Here is a 19,617-nt window from a genome sequence, read left to right on the forward strand (position 1 = left end):
AAAATAACAACTCACTTTTTCAAATGAGTTGTTGTGGTTGGTAGTTTCTTTTTCAATTGTTAATAACCAATTTTGAATGAATAGTTATGGCAATAATTCCCATTTATATTTTTAAAATAGAATGATATAAATGATTTCTGAAATAAATTTAATAAATTTTAAAGCAACAATAATCATAGTAAAATAGTTTTTAAATGTTAGTAAATTAAGTGAATTACGTAATTATTTTGTCAATATATGATGATTGAACTGCCTCTACCAAATAATAATGTTATTATCTTTTAAAGTGATTTATAATATATAATTAAAAAAGTAAATTTAGTTTTAATGTGTAATATTAAATACTTTAATTTAGTTTCATATTAATATTAATTTTTATATTTATTGTAAATATTGTTAGTATGTAAAGGATGGTTTTTGTTGATTTTTGTTTTGTAAAGGGAAATCGATTATTTGTAATGTATTAAAACACAGTTTTCATTTTTCAGTATCAATAAAAAGTGATAAAAAATGTATCTTCGTAAAAAAGAAAATAAATGAATTTTTTGCTAATTATTGGCGGTTTAATTTTATTAGTTTTTGGTGGAAACTGGTTGCTGAAATCTGCGGTTGCTTTATCATTAAAACTTGATATCTCTAAAGTTGTTATTGGTATGACTGTTGTTTCTTTTGCAACTTCTGCACCAGAACTAATAGTTAGCATTAATGCTGCATTAAATGAATCTTCAGATTTAGCATTAGGTAATGTAATTGGCTCTAACATTGCGAATTTAGGACTTGTTTTAGGAATTACACTCCTTTTTGGAAAAATGAATGTTGAAGCTTCTTTTTCTAAAATCAACTGGCCAGTAATGATTATAGCTTCTTTGATGTTATTTCTTTTTTTATCAAACAATAAAGTTATTTCTAGAATAGAAGGGGTATTATTATTTGGCTTTTTAGTAGCATTTTTAATTTATCTCTTAAAAACTCAAAGTAAGGTAGATTTAGATGAGTTAGAGGATGATGAAGTACCAGTTAGAGGTTTAAAAATAACTATGTATTTAATTCTTGGAGCATTTGGGCTTTGGGGTGGTTCTGAATTACTGATAAAAGGAGCTACTGCTTTAGCCATAGATTTTGGTGTTACAGAACGTGTTATTGCTGTAACTTTAGTTTCTATTGGTACAAGTATTCCTGAATTAGCTGCATCAATTATTGCAGTTATAAAAAAGGAGAAAGCAATATCTTTAGGTAATTTAATCGGCTCCAATATCTTTAATATCCTAGCTGTATTAGGTATTACCTCAATTATAACTCCTGTTTCTGTTTCAGATGAGCGATTGCTAACAAATGATATTTATTGGATGTTGGCAATATCATTCATTATTTTGCCTTTAGTTTTTTTACCAAAAAAAAATGTTTTGAGTTTTAAAGACGGTGTTTTATTACTCATAGGATACTGCTCTTTTATCTACTTAACATTATAGATTTTGTTGAGCTTTTTCTCTTTTGAGAATTTGCAATAAAATCAGCAAAATAAATACTCCTACAAAAGCAAAAGCTGTCATTGCATTCCAAGTAAATTCAAAACCGTATTTATCTATCATATGCATCCCAAAATAGTGACAGAAAATATTAGCTAAAGAAAACGAAATAGCATACATAGCCATATACTCACCTTGGTTTCCTTTTTTACCTCTTTCAATCGCAAAAGAATTAGAAAACGGAAATGCAATCATTTCTCCAATTGTCATGAGTAATATTCCAATTGCTAAAATACCTATCCAATTTGTGAAATTTAATACAATAAAACTAATAGCTATTAAAAATAAGCCGGTTGTAACTAATCGTATTTTAGAATTAACATTATTTTCTAGCCATTTAGTCAAGGGCATTTCAAAAAGAAAAATAAAAAACCCATTAAAACCCATTAATAAACCAATTTCAAATTCAGTTAAAAAACGAGCGTCTTTATAATACAAAGGCATAGTAGAAAAATATTGCATAAAAGTAAACCCAAAAATAAACATGGCTATAAAAAACACCCAAAATGCCTTGTCTTTGTAAACAGATACAGGGTTTTCAACTTTAACAGTATCCAATACTTTTGCTTTTTTCGGATGTAAAACTTGTAGTAGTAAAATTGCTGCTAAAACACAAGTAATTCCATCAATCCAAAATAATGCAAAGTATCCAATACTGGTAATAATTATACCACCAATAGCAGGTCCAGCAGAAAAACCTAAATTAATCGCTAAACGAATAAGGGTTACAGAACGTGTTTTATTTTCTGGTTTACTGTAAGCACTTAAAGCCACAAACATAGCTGGTCTAAAAGTATCAGCAACTAACATCACTAAAAATATACCAGTGCAAAACCCAATAATAGTGTTTACATATTGAAGAAGAAAAAAGAAAACTCCTGTTAATATTAAACTTGTAAACATTACTTTATAATAACCAATTTTATCAGTTAATTTTCCTCCAAGCCATGTGCCAACTACAGAACCTAATCCCCAAAAAGGCATAATCCAGCCAATTTCTTTAAATGTAAAATCAAGACTTTCATTTAAATAAATTGTAAGAAAAGGAATTACCATTGTACCTGCTCTATTAATAAAAGTGATTAATGATAACCACCAAACTTCTATAGAAAGTCCTTTAAAGGTATTGATGTAATTATTGAATAACTTTTTCATTTTTAATTGGTATAATGATTTTAAAAAATAAAAAGTCCGACTTTTTGAGTCGGACTTTTCTACTATTTAGTGTTATATTGATGATATCAAAACAGAATTACAGACCGATTTTTGTGGTTTTTCCACGAAATTTGGGTAATACATGTTAAGACAGTTCTCATTTTTCTTTTATTTACGTTGTAAAACTACATAAAATAATTGAAAGTTGTATTTTTAAAAAATGAAATTTAAAAAACGATTTTTTTATGCAGTCCTAATTCTACTATTACTATTTGTTGCTAACATTTTTATAAGTACTGGTTATTTTAGAACTATAGAAAATAAATTTGAAGGAGAAATCCTTCAAAAAATAAAGATTCCAGGAGCAGAAGACATTACCATCAGTAGAAAAGATAGTTTTGCTATTATTTCTTCAACAGTAAGAAATCATCTCCCAAATGAAAAACAAGAAATAGGAGGTTTATATCTGATAGATTTAAAAAAAGATGGGTTTAAACCAATTCACCTTACCAAAGATTTTAAAAGACCATTTGCACCTCATGGAATCTCTATTTTTCAAAAAGATGGTGTTACTACAATTGCAAGTATCAGCCATACATTAGAAGGAGAATTCATTGAGTTTTTTACTCTAATTAATGAAAAACTAACACATCAAAAAACATTAAAAAACGATTTGATTTTTAGTCCAAATGATATTGTTTTAATTGATGAGAATCGTTTTTATTTTACCAACGACCATAAATATAAAAAAGGACTAGGAAGACTTTTTGAAGATTATTTGGGGTTACCAATGTCTAACGTTGTTTATTTTGATGGTGAAAATTATATTGAAGTCGCAGACGGAATTGCTTATGCAAATGGAATTAATTTTGATACAAATAGAAATTTACTTTTTGTTGCTTCTCCTCGAAAATTCCTAATAAAAGTGTATAAAAAAAATGAAGATGGAACTTTAGATTTTATAGAAGATATAGATTGTGGAACAGGAGTTGATAATATAGAACTTGATGAAAACAATCAACTTTGGATTGGCGCTCACCCTAATTTGCTGCATTTTGCAAGTTATGCAAAAGGAAAGAAACAATATTCGCCATCTGAAATTATTAAAATACAATACAAAAATAAAGGTGATTATTCTATTCAACAAGTTTATATGGAAGATGGTTCTGAAATGTCTGGCTCAACAGTTGCAGCTCCTTTTAACGATTTAATTTTTACAGGGAATGTAATGGATAATCATTTTTTGATTTTAAAAAAAAGAAACTAATTCGGTATTTTTACTACATGAAAAATAATATAATTTCCTTAACCCTTTTATTGGTATTATCTTGCAATTCACAAGATAAAAGACCATTAGTTGGTAAAACTGAATATCAACAAAAATTGAATGCAAGTTATAAAGACGCATCAACATCGCCTTTAAAGAAGAAAGATTTAAAAAACTTTAAAGGATTAGATTTTTTTCCTGTTGATAGTTCTTTTATGGTAACTGCAACATTAATTAGAACTGAAAATGCACCAACTTTTCAGATGGCAACTTCAACAGATAGAAAACCTTTATATAAAGAATATGGAGTGCTAAAATTTAATCTAAAAGGAAAAGATTTAGAGCTAACTATTTATCAAAGTCAAGATGATTTACGTGATGAAAAATACAAAAACTATCTCTTTTTGCCTTTTACAGATAATACTTCTGGTAATGAATCTTATGGTGGAGGACGTTATATGGATGTAATGACAACAGATATTAAAGATAATAATACAATACTTTTAAACTTTAATAATACTTATAACCCATATTGTGCTTATAATGATCGATATTCTTGCCCATTAGTACCAAGAAAAAATCATTTAGATATCGAAGTTAAAGCTGGGGTTCAAGTTTTTGAGAAGCATTAAAGTTTACTTGTATCATTTCGAATGAAACGCAGTAGTATTGAGAAATCTCTTTTTATTTTTCAGAAATGGTTTGAGGATTTGTAGACCTTTCTTGATTTCGTTTCATTTTACTCAAAAAGAAACTATGAATTTTACATCATTTTAAACATCTAAAGAAATACTGCCAGCTAAATCTAATTCAATCGCTTTTTCTAAATTATCTAAATGAGGCTTTCTAACTTTAAGTTTTGTTTCTGCATGTGCTTTTTTATTAACTTGGCTAAATAATTGAGCAACTTTTATAGCAGTTGGTAAAAGTAAATCTTCAGGTACAATAGTATCTAAAAAGCCAGCTATTATTGCATCTTTTGGGTTAAAAATCTCGCCATTGTTTACACTTCTGTTTAAATAAACTTCAGACAAACGAGATTTTGCAATGGCAATACCTGCATAATGCATGGTCATGCCAATTAATACTTCATTTAAACCAATTTTAAAATCACCTTGAGTACCAATTCTATAATCTGCACTTAATAGTAAAAATGCACCTTTAGCAATAGCATGCCCATTACAAGCCATAATTATTGGCATCGAAAAAGACAACATTCGTAAAGAAAGTTTCGAGCCTTTTGTAACCAATTCTAATGCAGCTTTTGGTGAAGTTTTCATCACTTTTAAATCAAAACCACCAGATAAAATTCCTGGAGTACCTGTTATTATAACTACATTTTGATCTTTTTTGGCTTGGTCTAGAGCATTATTTATCCCATCAATTACTTCATGGGAAATAGCATTTGCTTTTCCGTTATTTATTGTGATGATTGAATAATTTTCTTCTGATTTATAGGTTACAAATTCGTTCATTTTCTTTAATTTAATTCGTTCTTAATTATACTAGAACTTGACATTTATATAAATTTAACTAAATAGATCCCTGCAAAAACCGCTAAAAACCCAACTACAAAACTAGCAATTGTATAGAAAGCAAAAGAGGTAAAATCTCCAGATTTTAAGAATACATGATTTTCGTAAGCAAAGGTAGAAAATGTAGTAAAACCACCACAAAACCCTGTTGCTAATAACAATGTTTGACTTTGATTTAAGGTTTCGCTTTTTGCAGCATATCCTAATATTATTCCAATTAACAAACTACCTAAAATGTTTGCAACAAAAGTTCCATAAGGAATTCCATTTTCAGAGTTGTTTAGCCATTTGCCAGCTAAAAAACGTAAAACGCTTCCTAAACCACCACCAATAAAAACGAGAATTAAATTTTTCATTTTAGTTCTAAATCATCAGCGTCTTTCCAGTTTTTTTTGTCAACTATAACTCCTTTATTTAAAATCATAAAACCTGGATTGGCTCTAATCATTGTTTTTAAAGTAGTCTCATCACAAAATAAAACTTCAAATGGAAAATTAAATTTCTTTTTTGTTAAATCAATAAGATCAGAAAAAGAAGCAGAAACACCATAAACTTTGTAGCCTTTGCTAATCGCTTTCTTACTTATTTTCTCGATTTCTTTTAACCCTTCAAAATCAGATTTATCAATACTAGATATAATGACAAGCATTACTTTATCCATTTTTAAGATTTGTGGAGCTAAATCATTTTGAGCATCTTCTAAAAAGAAATCGTGTACAGGAGGCAATTCTCCATCATTTTTATACTCCATTCCTTCAGGAATACTTTTACCAATAGCATACGCTCTGAAGTCTATAATTGGTAAATGATTTAAAACGTAATAGGTAATTCCACTTGATAAAAGTAAGCTTATAAATACTATTAAACTAGGCAAACTTGTGCTTGTAATTGGTTTAATATATTTAATTTTTGCACCAATAAAAAAGATGAGAATCGTTAGAATCACATCTTTGGTAAAGGTTTGCCAAGGTGTTAGTTTAATTGCATCGCCAAAACAACCACAATCTGTAACTTTATTGTAATAAGCAGAATACCAAGTTAAAAATAAGAAAAGTAAAATTATTAATTTTAAACTGTTTATGGTAAATTTCGCCTTCCAACCTACCAATAATGCAATACCTAAAACAATTTCTGCGATAATTAAAAAGATGGCAAAATGCAAAGCATAAGGAATTAAAAATTCCATATTTAAAACACCTTCAGAAAAGTATTCTTCAAATTTATATTGAGAACCAATAGGATCTACCAATTTAACAAAGCCCGAAAATATAAATAAGGCACCTACTATTATTCTTGCTATTTGTACTAAATTGTATGTAAGTTTGTTTTTTGATTTTTTCATTTTTAGAAATTTTTAGATAAGAGGTAAGCTCATTTTATTACTCCAAATGTATCATCGCAAAAACTGCATAATTAATCATATCTTGATAATTGGCATCAATACCTTCAGAAACTAACGTTTTTCCTTTATTATCTTCAATTTGCTTTACTCTTAATAGTTTTTGAAGAATCAAATCAGTCAAACTAGATACACGCATATCTCTCCAAGCTTCACCATAATCGTGATTTTTATTTAGCATTAAATCTTTGGTGATTTGACTATGTTTATCATATAATTTAGTGGCTTTTTCTGTTGATAAATCAAGGTTTTCAACAACACCCAATTCTAATTGAATTAAAGCCATAATTGAGTAGTTTATAATCCCAATAAATTCAGATTTTTCGCCTTCATCTACTTTTCGAACCTCATTTTCTTGCAGTTGACGAATTCTTTGTGCTTTAATAAAAATTTGATCTGTTAAAGAAGGTAAACGTAAAATACGCCAAGCAGAGCCATAATCAGACATTTTTTTGATAAATAAACTTCTGCAATCTTCTATTACAGCATCGTATTGTTTTGAGGTGTCTTGCATTTCTTTGGTAAAACTATTTCTTCAAAAATAGTAAAACTTAAACGCAATTCATTTATTTTTACTGTGAATTTATCAACGAATAAGATGAAAAGAATTGTTGTTTTCTGTGGTTCAAGTTTAGGATTTAATCCTGTGTATAAACAGGCTGCAATTGAGTTAGGAAATGCATTTGTAGAAAAAGAAATTGGATTGGTTTATGGTGGAGGAAAAATAGGAATGATGGGAGTTTTAGCGGATTCAATTTTAGCTAAAAATGGAGAAGTGATTGGTGTAATTCCTAAATTATTAGAGAAAGAAGAAGTTGTGCATTCTGGAGTAGAGGAAATGATTGTTTGCAAAACAATGAGCGAACGCAAAGTAATAATGAGCAAATTAGTAGATGGTTACATTACGTTGCCTGGAGGTTTTGGAACTTTAGATGAACTTTTTGAAGCTCTCACTTTAAATCAACTTCACATTGAGCAAAAACCAGTAGGGTTGTTAAATATCAATGGTTTTTTTGATGCTATTTTAGTTCAGATTGATAAAATGGTTGAGGAAGGTTATGTAAAACCAGCAAACAAAAAACTATTAATTGTTGCGAATACAGTTGATGATTTATTAGAAAAAATGAATAATTATAAAGCACCAGAAATAAGTCACGTAATTCATAAAGTAGTAAGTTAAATGACTATAAATTGTAAAGGAATATTGATTGATTTATCATCGCCAAAAGTGATGGGTATTTTAAATATTACTCCAGATTCTTTTTATGATGGAGGAAAATATAAAAATGAAAAAGCTATTTTAAATCAAGTTGAAAAAATGTTGACAGAAGGTGCCACTTTTATTGATGTTGGAGCTTATTCTTCAAGACCTGGAGCCAAACATATTTCTGAAGAAGAAGAGTTAAAAAGAATTGTTCCTGTAGTTGAATTGTTGCTTAAAAATTTTCCTGAAATTGTACTTTCTATAGATACTTTTAGAAGTAGAGTTGCTGATGTTACGATAAAGTCTGGAGCAGCTATTGTAAATGATATTTCTGGAGGAAATATGGATGCAAATATGTTTAAAACAGTTGCTAATTTGCAAGTGCCATACATTTTGATGCATATGTTAGGGACTCCACAAAATATGCAACAAAATCCTGTTTATGATGATATTGTAAAAGATATTATTTCATTTTTTGCGAAACAAATCTTTGAATTACATCAACTAAAATTGAACGACGTAATTATTGATGTTGGTTTTGGATTTGGAAAAACCATTGCCCATAATTATCAAATATTAAAAGATTTGTCTTTATTTAAAAGTTTAGAAGCACCAATTTTAGCTGGTGTCTCTAGAAAATCGATGTTGTATAAAACTTTAGATATTTCTGCACAAGAAGCTTTAAATGCAACCACATCTGCAAATACAATTGCACTTTTAAATGGTGCAAACATTTTACGTGTACATGATGTAAAAGAAGCTGTTGAGGCTGTGAAAATTGTTGAGCAGGTAAGTTAATTTGTTATTTCGACCTTGTGTAGAAATCTTTATAACCAAACTTGAGATTTCTCAATTCCACTTCGTTTCATTAGAAATGATACATGAATTCAACAAAAAAGACCCTCAAAGTGAGAGTCTTTTAAAATATTTAATAAAGAATATTATAAAGCTTTTAACCAAGCATCTCTTAATTTTTTCTTTGGATTTGTATCAGGTAAGTCTTCAATCACTAATTTTTCTACTTCTGTTTTACCTTTCATAAAATCGCCTTCTAATTTTAGTTTTTCTCCATTTCTTAAAACTTCAAAAGAAATTTTATCTCCAGCTTTCCACTGCATAGATTGTCCTATAAAGTTTCTAATATTTTTTAAGTTTACTTCTTGTCCATTTACAGATTTTAAAACATCACCACTTTTAACACCTAAAGCTGCTAAAGCTGTATTTTTTCTTTTCGTAAAAAATATTTCTTGTTTTCTGTTAGCAGATAAAAATATTTGTCTGTTACTATCTAAAAAATATCCAGTATCAACTGTTTCAATTTTTTTAACTACCCCAACCTTTTGTAACAATGCGTCATAATTTATAGCAACATTCCCTGTTAAATGTTTGTCGAAAAAAGTACCTATAGAAGGATAGGTCATCTCCACAATTTGAGCTAAAATTTCATCATCTTTAAATGGTATATTTCTACCAAATTTATCTGATAAATCTTTCATTAAATTACGTACACCATAAGCACCTTTGCTTTCTTCTCTTAATAAAATATCTAAAGACATTCCTATTAAAGCTCCTTTCTGGTATACGTTTCCATAATTTTTAGCATACTTATCTTCCAATATGTTTTTACTCATTTTTGTAAAAGACATTGTATCATTAAAACGCATTGAATTTGCAATTTTACCTTTCATTTTATCAATAAATTCTTGTTCAGATATTAAACCTTGATTTACTTGAAAAAGATTTGCAAAATATTCTGTAATACCTTCATACATCCATAAATGTTTAGACATATTTGGTTCACTAAAATTAAACGAATGAATTTCTTCTGAATGCACAGATAAAGGCGTTACAATATGAAAAAACTCGTGAGAAATGGTTCCATTAATCATTCCATTTGCTAATTGCTCTTTTGTATATGTTTCTGGATAAACCACAGTTGTTGATGATAAATGCTCTAAAGCACCAAAACTTCTCCATTTATAAACTGTTGGATCAAATAAATACACTAGAATGTTATATTCATTTGTAGTTTTAAAATCTTTTAGAAAATTAGTTTGGGCTTCAACCATTTTCTTTAAATCAGCCTCCATATCTTTTGCTGAATGTTTATTATTTGGAGAATATACAGCTAAAGAAACTTCAACACCATTTACTATAAAATTTACAGTATTTAATGGAGCATACATAATTGGGTTGTCAGAAATCTCATCATATCTAGAAGCGTAAAATACATCTTTGGTATTATCTTCTTTAGTTGTGTTTTTATTGATTAATGAAGAAGTTTCATACAAATCTGCAGGATGAGAAATTGTTAAATTATAAGGCATTTCTTTCTTTCCTTTAAAATAACCTACAAAACCAGGTAGATTTAAAAAGAAGTTTTTTCCTTCTTCAATATTTGTTCCAGCCATTACATAAATTCCATGTTTTTTTTCTGAATCAAAAGTATCATCAACCCAATAGGTAATTTTATCCATTTTTGTAGCATCAGTAATTAACCAAGAATTGGGATTTAATTTGCTTACTTTCATTTCATTACCATCATAATCAAACGCTTTTATATCAGAGACAAATTGACCATAATCACTCATAGCATAAGTTCCTGGAACAATTGCTGGAATCTGATATATAATAGTTCGTTCATTAATTTTTGTTGGATTTACTTCCACTTTTACTTTATCATCAACAACTGTATTCAAGTCGATAGCAACTTCAATACTATCTTTTTTGCCAGCTATTTTTGATGAAGCACAGCTCCCTAAAAAAGCGATAGTAATAATGGCAACAATTATTTTTTTCATTTTTTTGATTTTAATTTTTGCAAAAGTATTAGATTTTTAAGGTGTACCATAGGAATTAACAAAACTTTGGCAGAAAATACAAGCTTATTTTTTGATTTAAAAAAAAAGTGAAAGTCAACTTTAAAACTATTATTTTTGCAAACTATGCAAGAAACGAAAAAACATCAATTAACAGATTGGTTACCAACCACAAAGAAAGAAGTAAAGATTCGTGGATGGGAACAATTAGATGTTATTTTATTCAGTGGAGATGCATATGTGGATCACCCATCATTCGGACCTGCTGTAATTGGACGAATTTTAGAAAGTTATGGTTTAAAAGTGGCAATTGTACCACAACCAAGTGTGAATGATAATTTGCAAGATTTTGAAAAATTAGGCAAACCCAGATTATTTTTTGCAGCAACTGGAGGCTGTATGGATCCTATGGTTTCCAATTATACAGCCAGTAAAAGAAGACGAGATAAAGATGCATACACTCCAAATGGAGACAAAGGTTTTAGACCAGATTATGCAACTTCTGTTTATAGTAAAATATTAAAAGAAAAGTTCCCAGATGTACCTGTTTTAATTGGTGGAATTGAAGCCTCTTTAAGACGTGTAACACACTATGATTATTGGTCTGATAAGCTCTTGCCAACCATTTTAGAGACTTCGAAAGCAGACATGTTGGTTTATGGAATGGGTGAACAACCTTTGCGCGAAATTGTAGAATTGTTGCAAAAAGGTGTTCCTTTTTCAAGTTTAAAAAACATCAAACAAACTGCAGTTTTAATCAATCAAAAAGAAGAAAAAATCCCTGTTGTGAACAATTGGGATGATGTAACTATCAATTCTCATGAAGCTTGTTTAGCTGATAAAAAAACATTTGCATCGAATTTTAAAACGATAGAACAAGAATCAAATAAATTAAAAGCAAGAAGAATTTTTCAGGAAGTAGGAGAGAGGACTTTAGTTATAAATCCACCTTTTCCAACAATGACAGAAGCAGAAATTGATGGTTCTTTTGATTTACCTTACACAAGACTTCCTCATCCAAAATACAACAAACGTGGGCCAATACCTGCGTTTGAAATGATAAAATTCTCTATAAATATTCACAGAGGGTGTTTTGGTGGTTGTAGCTTTTGTACCATTTCTGCACATCAAGGAAAATTTATAGCAAGTAGAAGTCAAGAATCGGTTTTAAAAGAGATTGATAAAGTGGCAAATATGCCAGATTTTAAAGGTTATTTGTCTGATATTGGTGGACCTTCTGCAAATATGTACAAGATGAAAGGTAAAGTACAATCTATTTGCGATAAATGTGTTGCACCAAGTTGTATTTCGCCTGTAATCTGTTCTAATTTAGACACGTCTCACAAGCCTTTAACAGAGTTATATCAAGCAGTAGATAAACATCCAAAAATTAAAAAATCTTTTATTGGAAGTGGAATTAGACACGATATGCTAGTGCCTGAATTTAATAAAAATGCAGATGCAAAAGAACTGGATGCTTATACAGAAGAGGTAATGACCAAACACGTTTCTGGGCGTTTAAAAGTGGCTCCAGAACATACGTCTGATCCTGTTTTAAAGTTGATGCGTAAGCCTTCTTTTACCTATTTCCATAAGTTTAAAGAGCGTTTTGACAGAATCAACATAAAGAAAAAATTGAACTTACAGTTGATTCCTTATTTTATATCAAGCCATCCTGCAAGTGAAGTAGAAGATATGGCAAATTTGGCAGCTGAAACTAAAAATATGGGCTTTCAGTTAGAACAAGTTCAAGGTTTTACACCAACTCCAATGACAGTTGCAACTGTGATTTATTATTCAGGATATCATCCTTACACGTTAAAACCTACAAGAACTCCAAAAACAAAAAAGGAGAAAGAAGACCAGCATAAATTTTTCTTTTGGTATAAAAAAGAAAACAAAGATTGGATTAAAAGAACATTGAACAAAGTTGGAAGACAAGATTTATTAAAAGTTTTATTACCAGAAAATAAATCTTGGCAGAAAAATAAAAAAGCAAAAGCGGCAAAAAACACTTTTGATGATGCTGTTCCTTTTAATAGAAGAAAGAAAAAAGTGAGTAGAGCTCCAAAAAAAAGAAGGTAATTTTAATTTTTCGCTAACGTTTATGTATATGGTTTGTTGCGTATTTCAAGCACCTAATTTAGTAAATAATTACCGACCAAGAAAGTCCACGAGGACTTTCGTAAGTAGGCAAGAAGCCAGCAATAAATTATATACGGTGTTGTAGCACGTTATTTTTCTAATATTTTTTTTAGTTCAAAATCTTTGTGATATTGCTTAATTAAAGTTTCAATTATTAATTGACTTTCTTTGATTATTTTTTCAGCCGTTGATTTCTCTTTAAACTGACCACTGTGTGCAATACTGTTTCTTTCTTGATTTATGTTTTGAGCTTTTGTATTTAATTTTTTTAATTCTTTCTCAAAATCAGAACCTTTAAAAATTGGAATTAGAAGTTTATCAAATTTACCTCTAATTCCATTTGCCCAAATTAATAGATGAGAGACAAAGTCTGAATCATTATTCTTATTGTTTTGCAGCTCATTCCGAATTACAAGGTTTGCACTCAATTCAACTGATGTTGAAGCACGTAAAATTACAGTAGACCATTCTTTTCTTTCATAAAGTCCATTTACTTTATTCCAGTTTGATTTAATTTTTTCTAAATCACTTCTTTCAGAGTAATCTTTTTTCATAATTATATTACTGTTTTTTCATTATTAAAGGCTTGACTGAAGTTGGTGCTGTAGTCCATTCAATTTCTGTGTCTGAAATTTTTATAAATTCATAAAGAACTTCGTGGTCAATACTTGGACGTGCTGGATCATGATATTCTATTTCGATTGAATATCTATTGTCAAGAATTATTTCTTTTACAAAATCAGATTGTTGATTCAAGTAATCACGACCATTCAAACTTGATGTTGTGCTTTCCTTTATATTTACTTGTTCACTACCTTGATTCATTCTAATTGCATTTCCATCTGTAAAAATCCAACCATAATCATTGTTTCCAATAGATTCTGAATACCAAGTTCCGTTTATCCAAGCAGGGGGATTCAAAATGACTTCTAATTTAGTTTTAGTTTCTTCTTCGTTTGAAGAGCAAGATAATAGTGTGATAATTCCAACAAATAATAATAATTTTTTCATAGTTTTTCGTTTTTGGGTTAATGTGCTACAACGTGTTAACGAATATGTGTCGTTTTAATGACTTATATTCGAAGTTAGCGAAGTTATATTTTTTTAAGTTTAGAAACAAACCAAACTATTTCTTGTTTTAAAAAAATACTTACCTTTAAAAACAACTATTTAAACTTTTATGAAAACTACAAAACTATTCATTTATATTTTTAAATTTTCAATAGCTGCTTCTGCACATCGTTCGCCATCCATAGCTGCAGAAATAATACCACCTGCATAACCACCACCTTCTCCACAAGGAAATAAACCTTTAATTTCTGGATGCTCTAAATTTTCTTTTCTAGGGATATTTACTGGTGATGAAGTTCTAGATTCAACACCTATAATATTAGCTTCGTTTGTATTATATCCGTGCATTTTTTCACCAATTTGAGCAAATCCTTTACGTAGTTTTCCTCCAATTGCTTTTGGTAATAGTGAGTGTAGAGGAGACGATTTTAAGCCTGGTTGGTATGAAGTTGGATTTAATTCTGGAGATAATTTTCCGTTAATAAAGTCGGTAACTCTTTGTGCAGGTGCAGTTTGTGATCTTCCACCAGCTGTAAATGCCAATCTCTCTAAATCCTTTTGATATTGTAACCCTTTCAAAGGCCCGAATTTTTCGTATTTATACAAATCTTTATCAGCATTAATTTCTACTACAATACCAGAATTTGCAAATGCATTATTTCTTTTAGAAGGTGACATACCATTAACAACAACCTCTCCATTAGAAGTAGCTGCAGGAACTATAAAACCTCCTGGACACATACAGAAAGAGTATACGCCTCTATCTTTTACTTGCTCAACCCAACTATAAGCTGCAGCAGGTAATAATTCATGACGATTTCCTTTACAATGATACTGAATGCTATCAATAATTTGTTGAGGATGTTCCACACGCACTCCCATAGCAAATGATTTTGCTTGTAGTGCTATGTTCTTTTTGTGTAACAATTCAAAAATATCTCTTGCAGAATGGCCTGTTGCAAGAATTAAAGCTTTTGTAGAAAACTCACGACCATCTTTTAATACAACAGCTTGTACTTTATTTTGTTTGATAGTAATATCAACAACTTTAGATTCAAAGTGAACTTCACCACCATATTTTATGATGTTTTCTCTAATTTTTGCAATAATTTTCGGTAATTTATTTGTTCCTATATGTGGGTGTGCATCAATTAATATTTGCTCTGTAGCCCCATGATAAACAAGGTTTTCAAAAATTCTACGCACATCTCCACGTTTTAAACTTCTAGTATATAATTTACCATCAGAATATGTGCCTGCACCACCTTCACCAAAGCAGTAGTTAGAATCTTCATTCACGTTATGAAACTGATTAATTTCACGCAAATCTCTACGTCTTGCTCTAACATCTTTACCACGTTCTAAAACAATAGGTTTGTAGCCCAATTCTATACATCGCAAAGCTGCATACATTCCAGCAGGACCAAAACCTACAATATGAATTTCAGGTTTGTTACTTACATCTTTATAATTAAATTGATATTCAGAATTTTCTGGAGCTGGTTCTTTAATATAAACAGCTACTTTGTAATTAAAGTATATTTTCGGATTTCGAGCATCAATAGATTTACGCAAAACTTTAATAGCACTAATATCCGATTTTGGTATGCTTAAAAACTGTGCAGCTTTAATTTCTAGAATATTTGCTTTTGTTTCTTCTTGTAATTTTACTCTAAATTGAACCTCTTTTACCATAGCACAAAAATAGTTGAAAAGCTTAAATAAAAATAGGAATGTTTTTTAGGTTTATGCATAAAAATTTGCTAAACTATTTCTTAACAGCAATCATCATATGAGGACTAAAAGGTAACAAATACTCATCGTTTTGAGTTAAATTTTGTAACGCTTTTAAGGTTTTCGACTTTTTCTTGTCTAACATATTTGCAAAATATTCGTTGTCTAACCAAATCATACCTTCTACTGCAAATAAATTGATGAACTCTAAATCTTGCTCTAAAAACTCTTCTTTTAATTCTTGTGGTTTATGATAAAAAGCATCAGCTAATAAAAAAGGAAAATCTTTTGGTGCATTGTGAATTCCAGTGGTTAGTTCTTGTTTGCACATTTCAAAAAAGGAATTGGCGTGAATCATTCCATTCATTAAACCTACTACTGTTGATGCTGTTGCATTTATGGCAAATCCTAAAATAATCCCTCCTTTTTTCAAAACCCTTTTTGCTTCTAAAATAGCAGAAATTCTATCTTCTCTATTTTGTAAATGATATAAAGGGCCATGCAGAATAATTAAGTCAGCAAATTCATTTTTGTAGGGTAATTTTTGAGCAATTCCTTTCGTTACAGAAAATGGGTTATTCAATTTATTAGCTCTTTTTTCAGCAAGTTTTATATGTTTTACAACAGGTTCTATTAAATGTACAGTATGATTATTTTTAGCAAGCCATTCACTATATTTTCCTGTACCACCACCAACATCAATTATAATTAAATTTGGTTTAGATATATGTAATTGAATGAGTTCTTTTATTCGTTCAAATTCAAAAATCCCCATTCCTTTCTCAAGACGAGTCTCTTCTGAAGCTTTGTTGTAAAAATCGTCTAATTCTTTACTGATAAGTGGCTTTCTTTTCATTTTATGTATTAATGAGACCTCTTCATTTATTTAGAAATAATAAATTAAATTTTATCCTCTTAAATGTTTATCAAAAAAAGCAATGGTTCTTTCCCAAGACAAATCTGCAGCTTCTTTATCAAACCTTGGAGTTGTGTTATTATGAAAACCATGATTTGCATTCGGATAAAAATGTGCAGTATGCTCAATTTTATTCTCTTTTAATACTTTTTCAAAAGCTGGCCAACCTGCATTTACTCTTTTATCTAATTCACCATATTGTAATAATAAAGGCGATTTAATTTGTGCAGCCATTTCATCATTAGGTTGTCTTCCATAATAAGGAACTGCTGCACTTAAACCTGATACTTGAACAGCCATCATATTAGAAATCCATCCACCAAAACAAAAACCAACTACACCAACTTTACCTGTACAGTTTTTATGATTTTTTACATAATTATAGGCAGCAATAAAGTCTTCTAACATTTCCAAACGATCTCTTTTTCTTTGCATTGTTCTTCCTTCATCATCATTTCCAGGATAACCACCTAAAGGAGTTAAAGCATCTGGTGCTAAAGAAATGAAACCTTCTAAAGCGGCTCTTTTACCTACATCTTTTATATATGGATTCAAACCTCTATTTTCATGAACAACAATAATTCCTGGGAGTTTACCAGTAGTATCTTTTGGAATAGATAATAAGCCATCAATTTTTAATCCTCCTTTAGGAGAATCGTAAGTAATCATTTCTGAATCTATTCTAGGATCATCATCTTGAACAGTGATAGAATCTATATAATTTGGAGAAATAAAACTTAACAAAGCAGGTAAAGTTATTGCACCAACAGCATATAAAGAGAGTTTTTCAAGAAATTGTTTTCTTGTTAATTTATTGTGTGCATAGTCATCGTATAAATCAAATACTTCTTGACTTATATCTTCTTTTTTAAGTTGAATCATTGTTGAGGTTATAATAAATTATTAATTCCTCTAATATAATTAAAAATTGATGATTCGTTTTCTTAAATTAATTACAAACCTTACAATCTTCTTTTTCTTTGATTTCTCCAACTAAATTACCATCAGAATTTAGTTGAAACCCACAACAATCCATAAATCCTTTAGCTATAAGTTTTCTTGCACGTTGAATTTGTGATTTTGTAGTTGATAAGCTTTGTTTTAACTGAAAAGCAACTTCTTGTTGTTTTAATCCTTTTATATCTGATAAAAATAGAGGATCTCTATATTTTTTTGGTAAGTTTTTTAAGATGCCTCTTAAACAATCTTTTTCTGTATGAATGTTTTCTGTTATTGATTCTTCGCTTTCAAAATGAGCAATTTCAAATGTTTTATTTGTTTTATTCCAATAATCAATAATTGAATTTCGAGCAATACTAAAACACCAAGATTTTAGTTTGGTAATATCTTTTAAAGTATGCAGCTTGGTGTGTATTTTAATGAAAGTATCCTGTAAAATATCATCAGAAATAGTTTTATCTTTTACTTTGCTGATGATAAAATATTTTAAATCGTCAGAATATGATGTCCAAACTTGTTTTGTTGTCATCCTTAACAATTACAATTTGTACAAGTACAACTTATGCAAGTACAGTTTTTACAATTATCAATTTTACAAGCTTCACAAGTACAAGTACATTCATTTTTATAGTTTTTCATTTTATTAGTTTTAATGTTCATATAATAGACAAACAAAATTTAAAAAAGATGCAAAGGATATGTATTTTATTTTGAACGAGAACCCACAAATTGATCTGATTTCAATTTAAACAACACATTAAAAGTGGTTAAACTACCATAGATTCTTGTGATATATTGCTGTAAATCAATTTTATCTTGGTCGTCTAAAGTTTTACTAGAATTAATTTTTTGCTCCATCACTCGAATTCTGTCTCTAACCATTACAATTTTATGGAAAAACGTATCAATGGGAATTTCTTTATCTGCTAAATTAGAATCTGCAGGTCTTAAAATTAAAGATCCTTTTTTCCATCTGTCTGCTATTGGAGTAATTTGAGTAACATCAGACCATTTTTGTAAAATCTCTTTTAATGATTTTTCCACTTCATAAAAACTAACAGTATCTACTTCATCTTCAACAGCTTCAATCACTTCGAAATCACTGCCAATATCAATGGTTTCTAATCCATTTTCTAAAAAAGTTACCCAATAATGTTTAGAAGTAACATTTGTAACTACACCTTTACCAAATTCTGAATGTTCAATTCTCGAGCCTATTCCTAATAATTTCATTTTAGTATTTTAATTTTTAGGGAAGATAAATAACTTCTCTATTCTATCAAATTATTTTATTTTCAATAATTATTGAAAGTTTAGAAAATAATTGTATATTTGTCATATGAAATTAGATGAAGCAAAAAATAAATACATTCAGACTTGGGGAAGTTTAGCTACTTCTTGGGGAATTAACAAAACTATGGCTCAAGTTCATGCTCTGTTGCTTATTTCTACAAAACCATTATCTGCAGAAGATATTATGGAAACATTACAAATTTCTAGAGGAAATGTAAATATGAATGTTAGAGCACTAATTGATTGGGGAATTGTACAAAAAGAATTGGTAATAGGTGAGCGTAAAGAGTTTTTTGTTGCAAATAAAGATATGTGGGAATTGTTTAAGCAAATTACTAAAGAACGTAAAAAAAGAGAGATTGAACCTGTGTTAAAAATATTAGCTGACTTACAAATTGTGGAAGAGACTACTGATGAAGCTACAGCTTTTAAAAAAGTTTTAAATGATTTATCTAAAGTAACCACAACTGTAAATGGAATTTTAGATAAGGCTATAAAAGCTGATGAACATTGGCTATTGTCTAACTTTACAAAAATGGTAAAAAAGTAAAAAAATTTGAATACAAACTTTCAAAAATTTCTGAAAGTTTTAA

At 29.2% G+C, this 19,617-nt stretch carries 20 protein-coding genes; 7 read left to right on the forward strand and 13 right to left on the reverse strand.

Translation table 11 applies throughout. The annotated features are described in order from the left end of the window. The first annotated feature begins 536 nt into the window (after positions 1-536). Complete coding sequence (locus tag BTO18_RS17200) at positions 537-1,469, forward strand: calcium/sodium antiporter (protein ID WP_105017413.1); 933 nt, start codon at positions 537-539, stop codon at positions 1,467-1,469. On the opposite strand, the gene BTO18_RS17205 is transcribed toward BTO18_RS17200, so the two are convergent. Beyond that, positions 1,464-2,681, reverse strand: a complete 1,218-nt coding sequence (locus BTO18_RS17205; RefSeq protein ID WP_105017414.1) for an MFS transporter — start codon at positions 2,679-2,681, stop codon at positions 1,464-1,466. The genes BTO18_RS17200 and BTO18_RS17205 overlap by 6 nt on opposite strands. A 220-nt stretch (positions 2,682-2,901) precedes the next feature. Between BTO18_RS17205 and BTO18_RS17210 the strand changes: the two genes are divergently transcribed. Together BTO18_RS17210 and BTO18_RS17215 are read left to right on the forward strand one after the other, a co-directional pair. Further along, positions 2,902-3,948, forward strand: a complete 1,047-nt coding sequence (locus tag BTO18_RS17210; protein WP_105017415.1) for an SMP-30/gluconolactonase/LRE family protein — start codon at positions 2,902-2,904, stop codon at positions 3,946-3,948. A 17-nt stretch (positions 3,949-3,965) separates the two neighbouring features. After that, on the forward strand, positions 3,966-4,580 hold the full coding sequence (locus BTO18_RS17215; protein WP_105017416.1) for a DUF1684 domain-containing protein: 615 nt from the start codon (positions 3,966-3,968) through the stop codon (positions 4,578-4,580). Positions 4,581-4,721: 141 nt separating this feature from the next. Here the strand turns inward: BTO18_RS17215 and BTO18_RS17220 are convergent, their stop codons facing one another. Genes BTO18_RS17220 through BTO18_RS17235 form a run of 4 tightly spaced genes read right to left on the reverse strand, consistent with a single transcriptional unit; the run spans position 4,722 to position 7,396 of the window. After that, the gene (locus BTO18_RS17220; protein WP_105017417.1) at positions 4,722-5,423 is read right to left on the reverse strand and encodes a crotonase/enoyl-CoA hydratase family protein; all 702 of its coding nucleotides are present in this window, start codon (positions 5,421-5,423) and stop codon (positions 4,722-4,724) included. 44 nt (positions 5,424-5,467) lie between these two features. Then, complete coding sequence (gene crcB / locus BTO18_RS17225) at positions 5,468-5,839, reverse strand: fluoride efflux transporter CrcB (RefSeq protein WP_105017418.1); 372 nt, start codon at positions 5,837-5,839, stop codon at positions 5,468-5,470. Next, complete coding sequence (locus BTO18_RS17230) at positions 5,836-6,825, reverse strand: DoxX family protein (protein WP_105017419.1); 990 nt, start codon at positions 6,823-6,825, stop codon at positions 5,836-5,838. The genes crcB and BTO18_RS17230 overlap by 4 nt, the downstream gene beginning before the upstream one ends. A gap of 37 nt (positions 6,826-6,862) precedes the next feature. Continuing rightward, positions 6,863-7,396, reverse strand: a complete 534-nt coding sequence (locus tag BTO18_RS17235) for a DUF1599 domain-containing protein (RefSeq protein WP_105017420.1) — start codon at positions 7,394-7,396, stop codon at positions 6,863-6,865. A gap of 84 nt (positions 7,397-7,480) precedes the next feature. Here BTO18_RS17235 and BTO18_RS17240 point away from each other — a divergent pair, with 84 nt between their 5' ends. Together BTO18_RS17240 and folP are read left to right on the forward strand one after the other, a co-directional pair. Further along, the gene (locus BTO18_RS17240) at positions 7,481-8,062 is read left to right on the forward strand and encodes an LOG family protein (protein WP_105017421.1); all 582 of its coding nucleotides are present in this window, start codon (positions 7,481-7,483) and stop codon (positions 8,060-8,062) included. Further along, positions 8,063-8,884, forward strand: a complete 822-nt coding sequence (gene folP, locus BTO18_RS17245) for a dihydropteroate synthase (RefSeq protein ID WP_105017422.1) — start codon at positions 8,063-8,065, stop codon at positions 8,882-8,884. A 143-nt stretch (positions 8,885-9,027) separates the two neighbouring features. On the opposite strand, the gene BTO18_RS17250 is transcribed toward folP, so the two are convergent. Beyond that, on the reverse strand, positions 9,028-10,887 hold the full coding sequence (locus BTO18_RS17250) for a M61 family metallopeptidase (protein WP_105017423.1): 1,860 nt from the start codon (positions 10,885-10,887) through the stop codon (positions 9,028-9,030). A 144-nt stretch (positions 10,888-11,031) separates the two neighbouring features. Here BTO18_RS17250 and BTO18_RS17255 point away from each other — a divergent pair, with 144 nt between their 5' ends. Next, the gene (locus BTO18_RS17255; RefSeq protein WP_105017424.1) at positions 11,032-12,990 is read left to right on the forward strand and encodes a YgiQ family radical SAM protein; all 1,959 of its coding nucleotides are present in this window, start codon (positions 11,032-11,034) and stop codon (positions 12,988-12,990) included. Positions 12,991-13,139: 149 nt separating this feature from the next. Here the strand turns inward: BTO18_RS17255 and BTO18_RS17260 are convergent, their stop codons facing one another. The 7 genes from BTO18_RS17260 to BTO18_RS17290 all read right to left on the reverse strand — a co-directional run bounded on the left by BTO18_RS17260 (position 13,140) and on the right by BTO18_RS17290 (position 18,964). Then, on the reverse strand, positions 13,140-13,604 hold the full coding sequence (locus tag BTO18_RS17260) for a hypothetical protein (protein WP_105017425.1): 465 nt from the start codon (positions 13,602-13,604) through the stop codon (positions 13,140-13,142). 7 nt (positions 13,605-13,611) lie between these two features. Then, positions 13,612-14,061: a hypothetical protein gene (locus tag BTO18_RS17265; protein WP_105017426.1), complete on the reverse strand. Its 450-nt coding sequence runs from the start codon at positions 14,059-14,061 to the stop codon at positions 13,612-13,614. Positions 14,062-14,253: 192 nt separating this feature from the next. Next, the gene (locus tag BTO18_RS17270; protein ID WP_105017427.1) at positions 14,254-15,816 is read right to left on the reverse strand and encodes an NAD(P)/FAD-dependent oxidoreductase; all 1,563 of its coding nucleotides are present in this window, start codon (positions 15,814-15,816) and stop codon (positions 14,254-14,256) included. A 73-nt stretch (positions 15,817-15,889) separates the two neighbouring features. Beyond that, positions 15,890-16,711 (reverse strand): class I SAM-dependent methyltransferase, encoded by an 822-nt coding sequence (locus BTO18_RS17275; protein ID WP_105017428.1) that lies wholly within the window; start codon positions 16,709-16,711, stop codon positions 15,890-15,892. Positions 16,712-16,762: 51 nt separating this feature from the next. After that, complete coding sequence (locus tag BTO18_RS17280) at positions 16,763-17,653, reverse strand: dienelactone hydrolase family protein (protein ID WP_105017429.1); 891 nt, start codon at positions 17,651-17,653, stop codon at positions 16,763-16,765. Positions 17,654-17,720: 67 nt separating this feature from the next. Further along, on the reverse strand, positions 17,721-18,260 hold the full coding sequence (locus BTO18_RS17285) for a sigma-70 family RNA polymerase sigma factor (RefSeq protein ID WP_105017430.1): 540 nt from the start codon (positions 18,258-18,260) through the stop codon (positions 17,721-17,723). Positions 18,261-18,436: 176 nt separating this feature from the next. Continuing rightward, on the reverse strand, positions 18,437-18,964 hold the full coding sequence (locus tag BTO18_RS17290) for a DUF8685 domain-containing protein (RefSeq protein ID WP_105017431.1): 528 nt from the start codon (positions 18,962-18,964) through the stop codon (positions 18,437-18,439). Positions 18,965-19,070: 106 nt separating this feature from the next. Here BTO18_RS17290 and BTO18_RS17295 point away from each other — a divergent pair, with 106 nt between their 5' ends. After that, entirely contained in the window at positions 19,071-19,574 is a 504-nt protein-coding gene (locus BTO18_RS17295; protein WP_105017432.1) for a GbsR/MarR family transcriptional regulator, read from the forward strand. Positions 19,575-19,617 lie beyond the last annotated feature (43 nt).

This window comes from Polaribacter porphyrae (assembly GCF_002954685.1).
In the GTDB taxonomy this organism is placed as follows: domain Bacteria; phylum Bacteroidota; class Bacteroidia; order Flavobacteriales; family Flavobacteriaceae; genus Polaribacter; species Polaribacter porphyrae.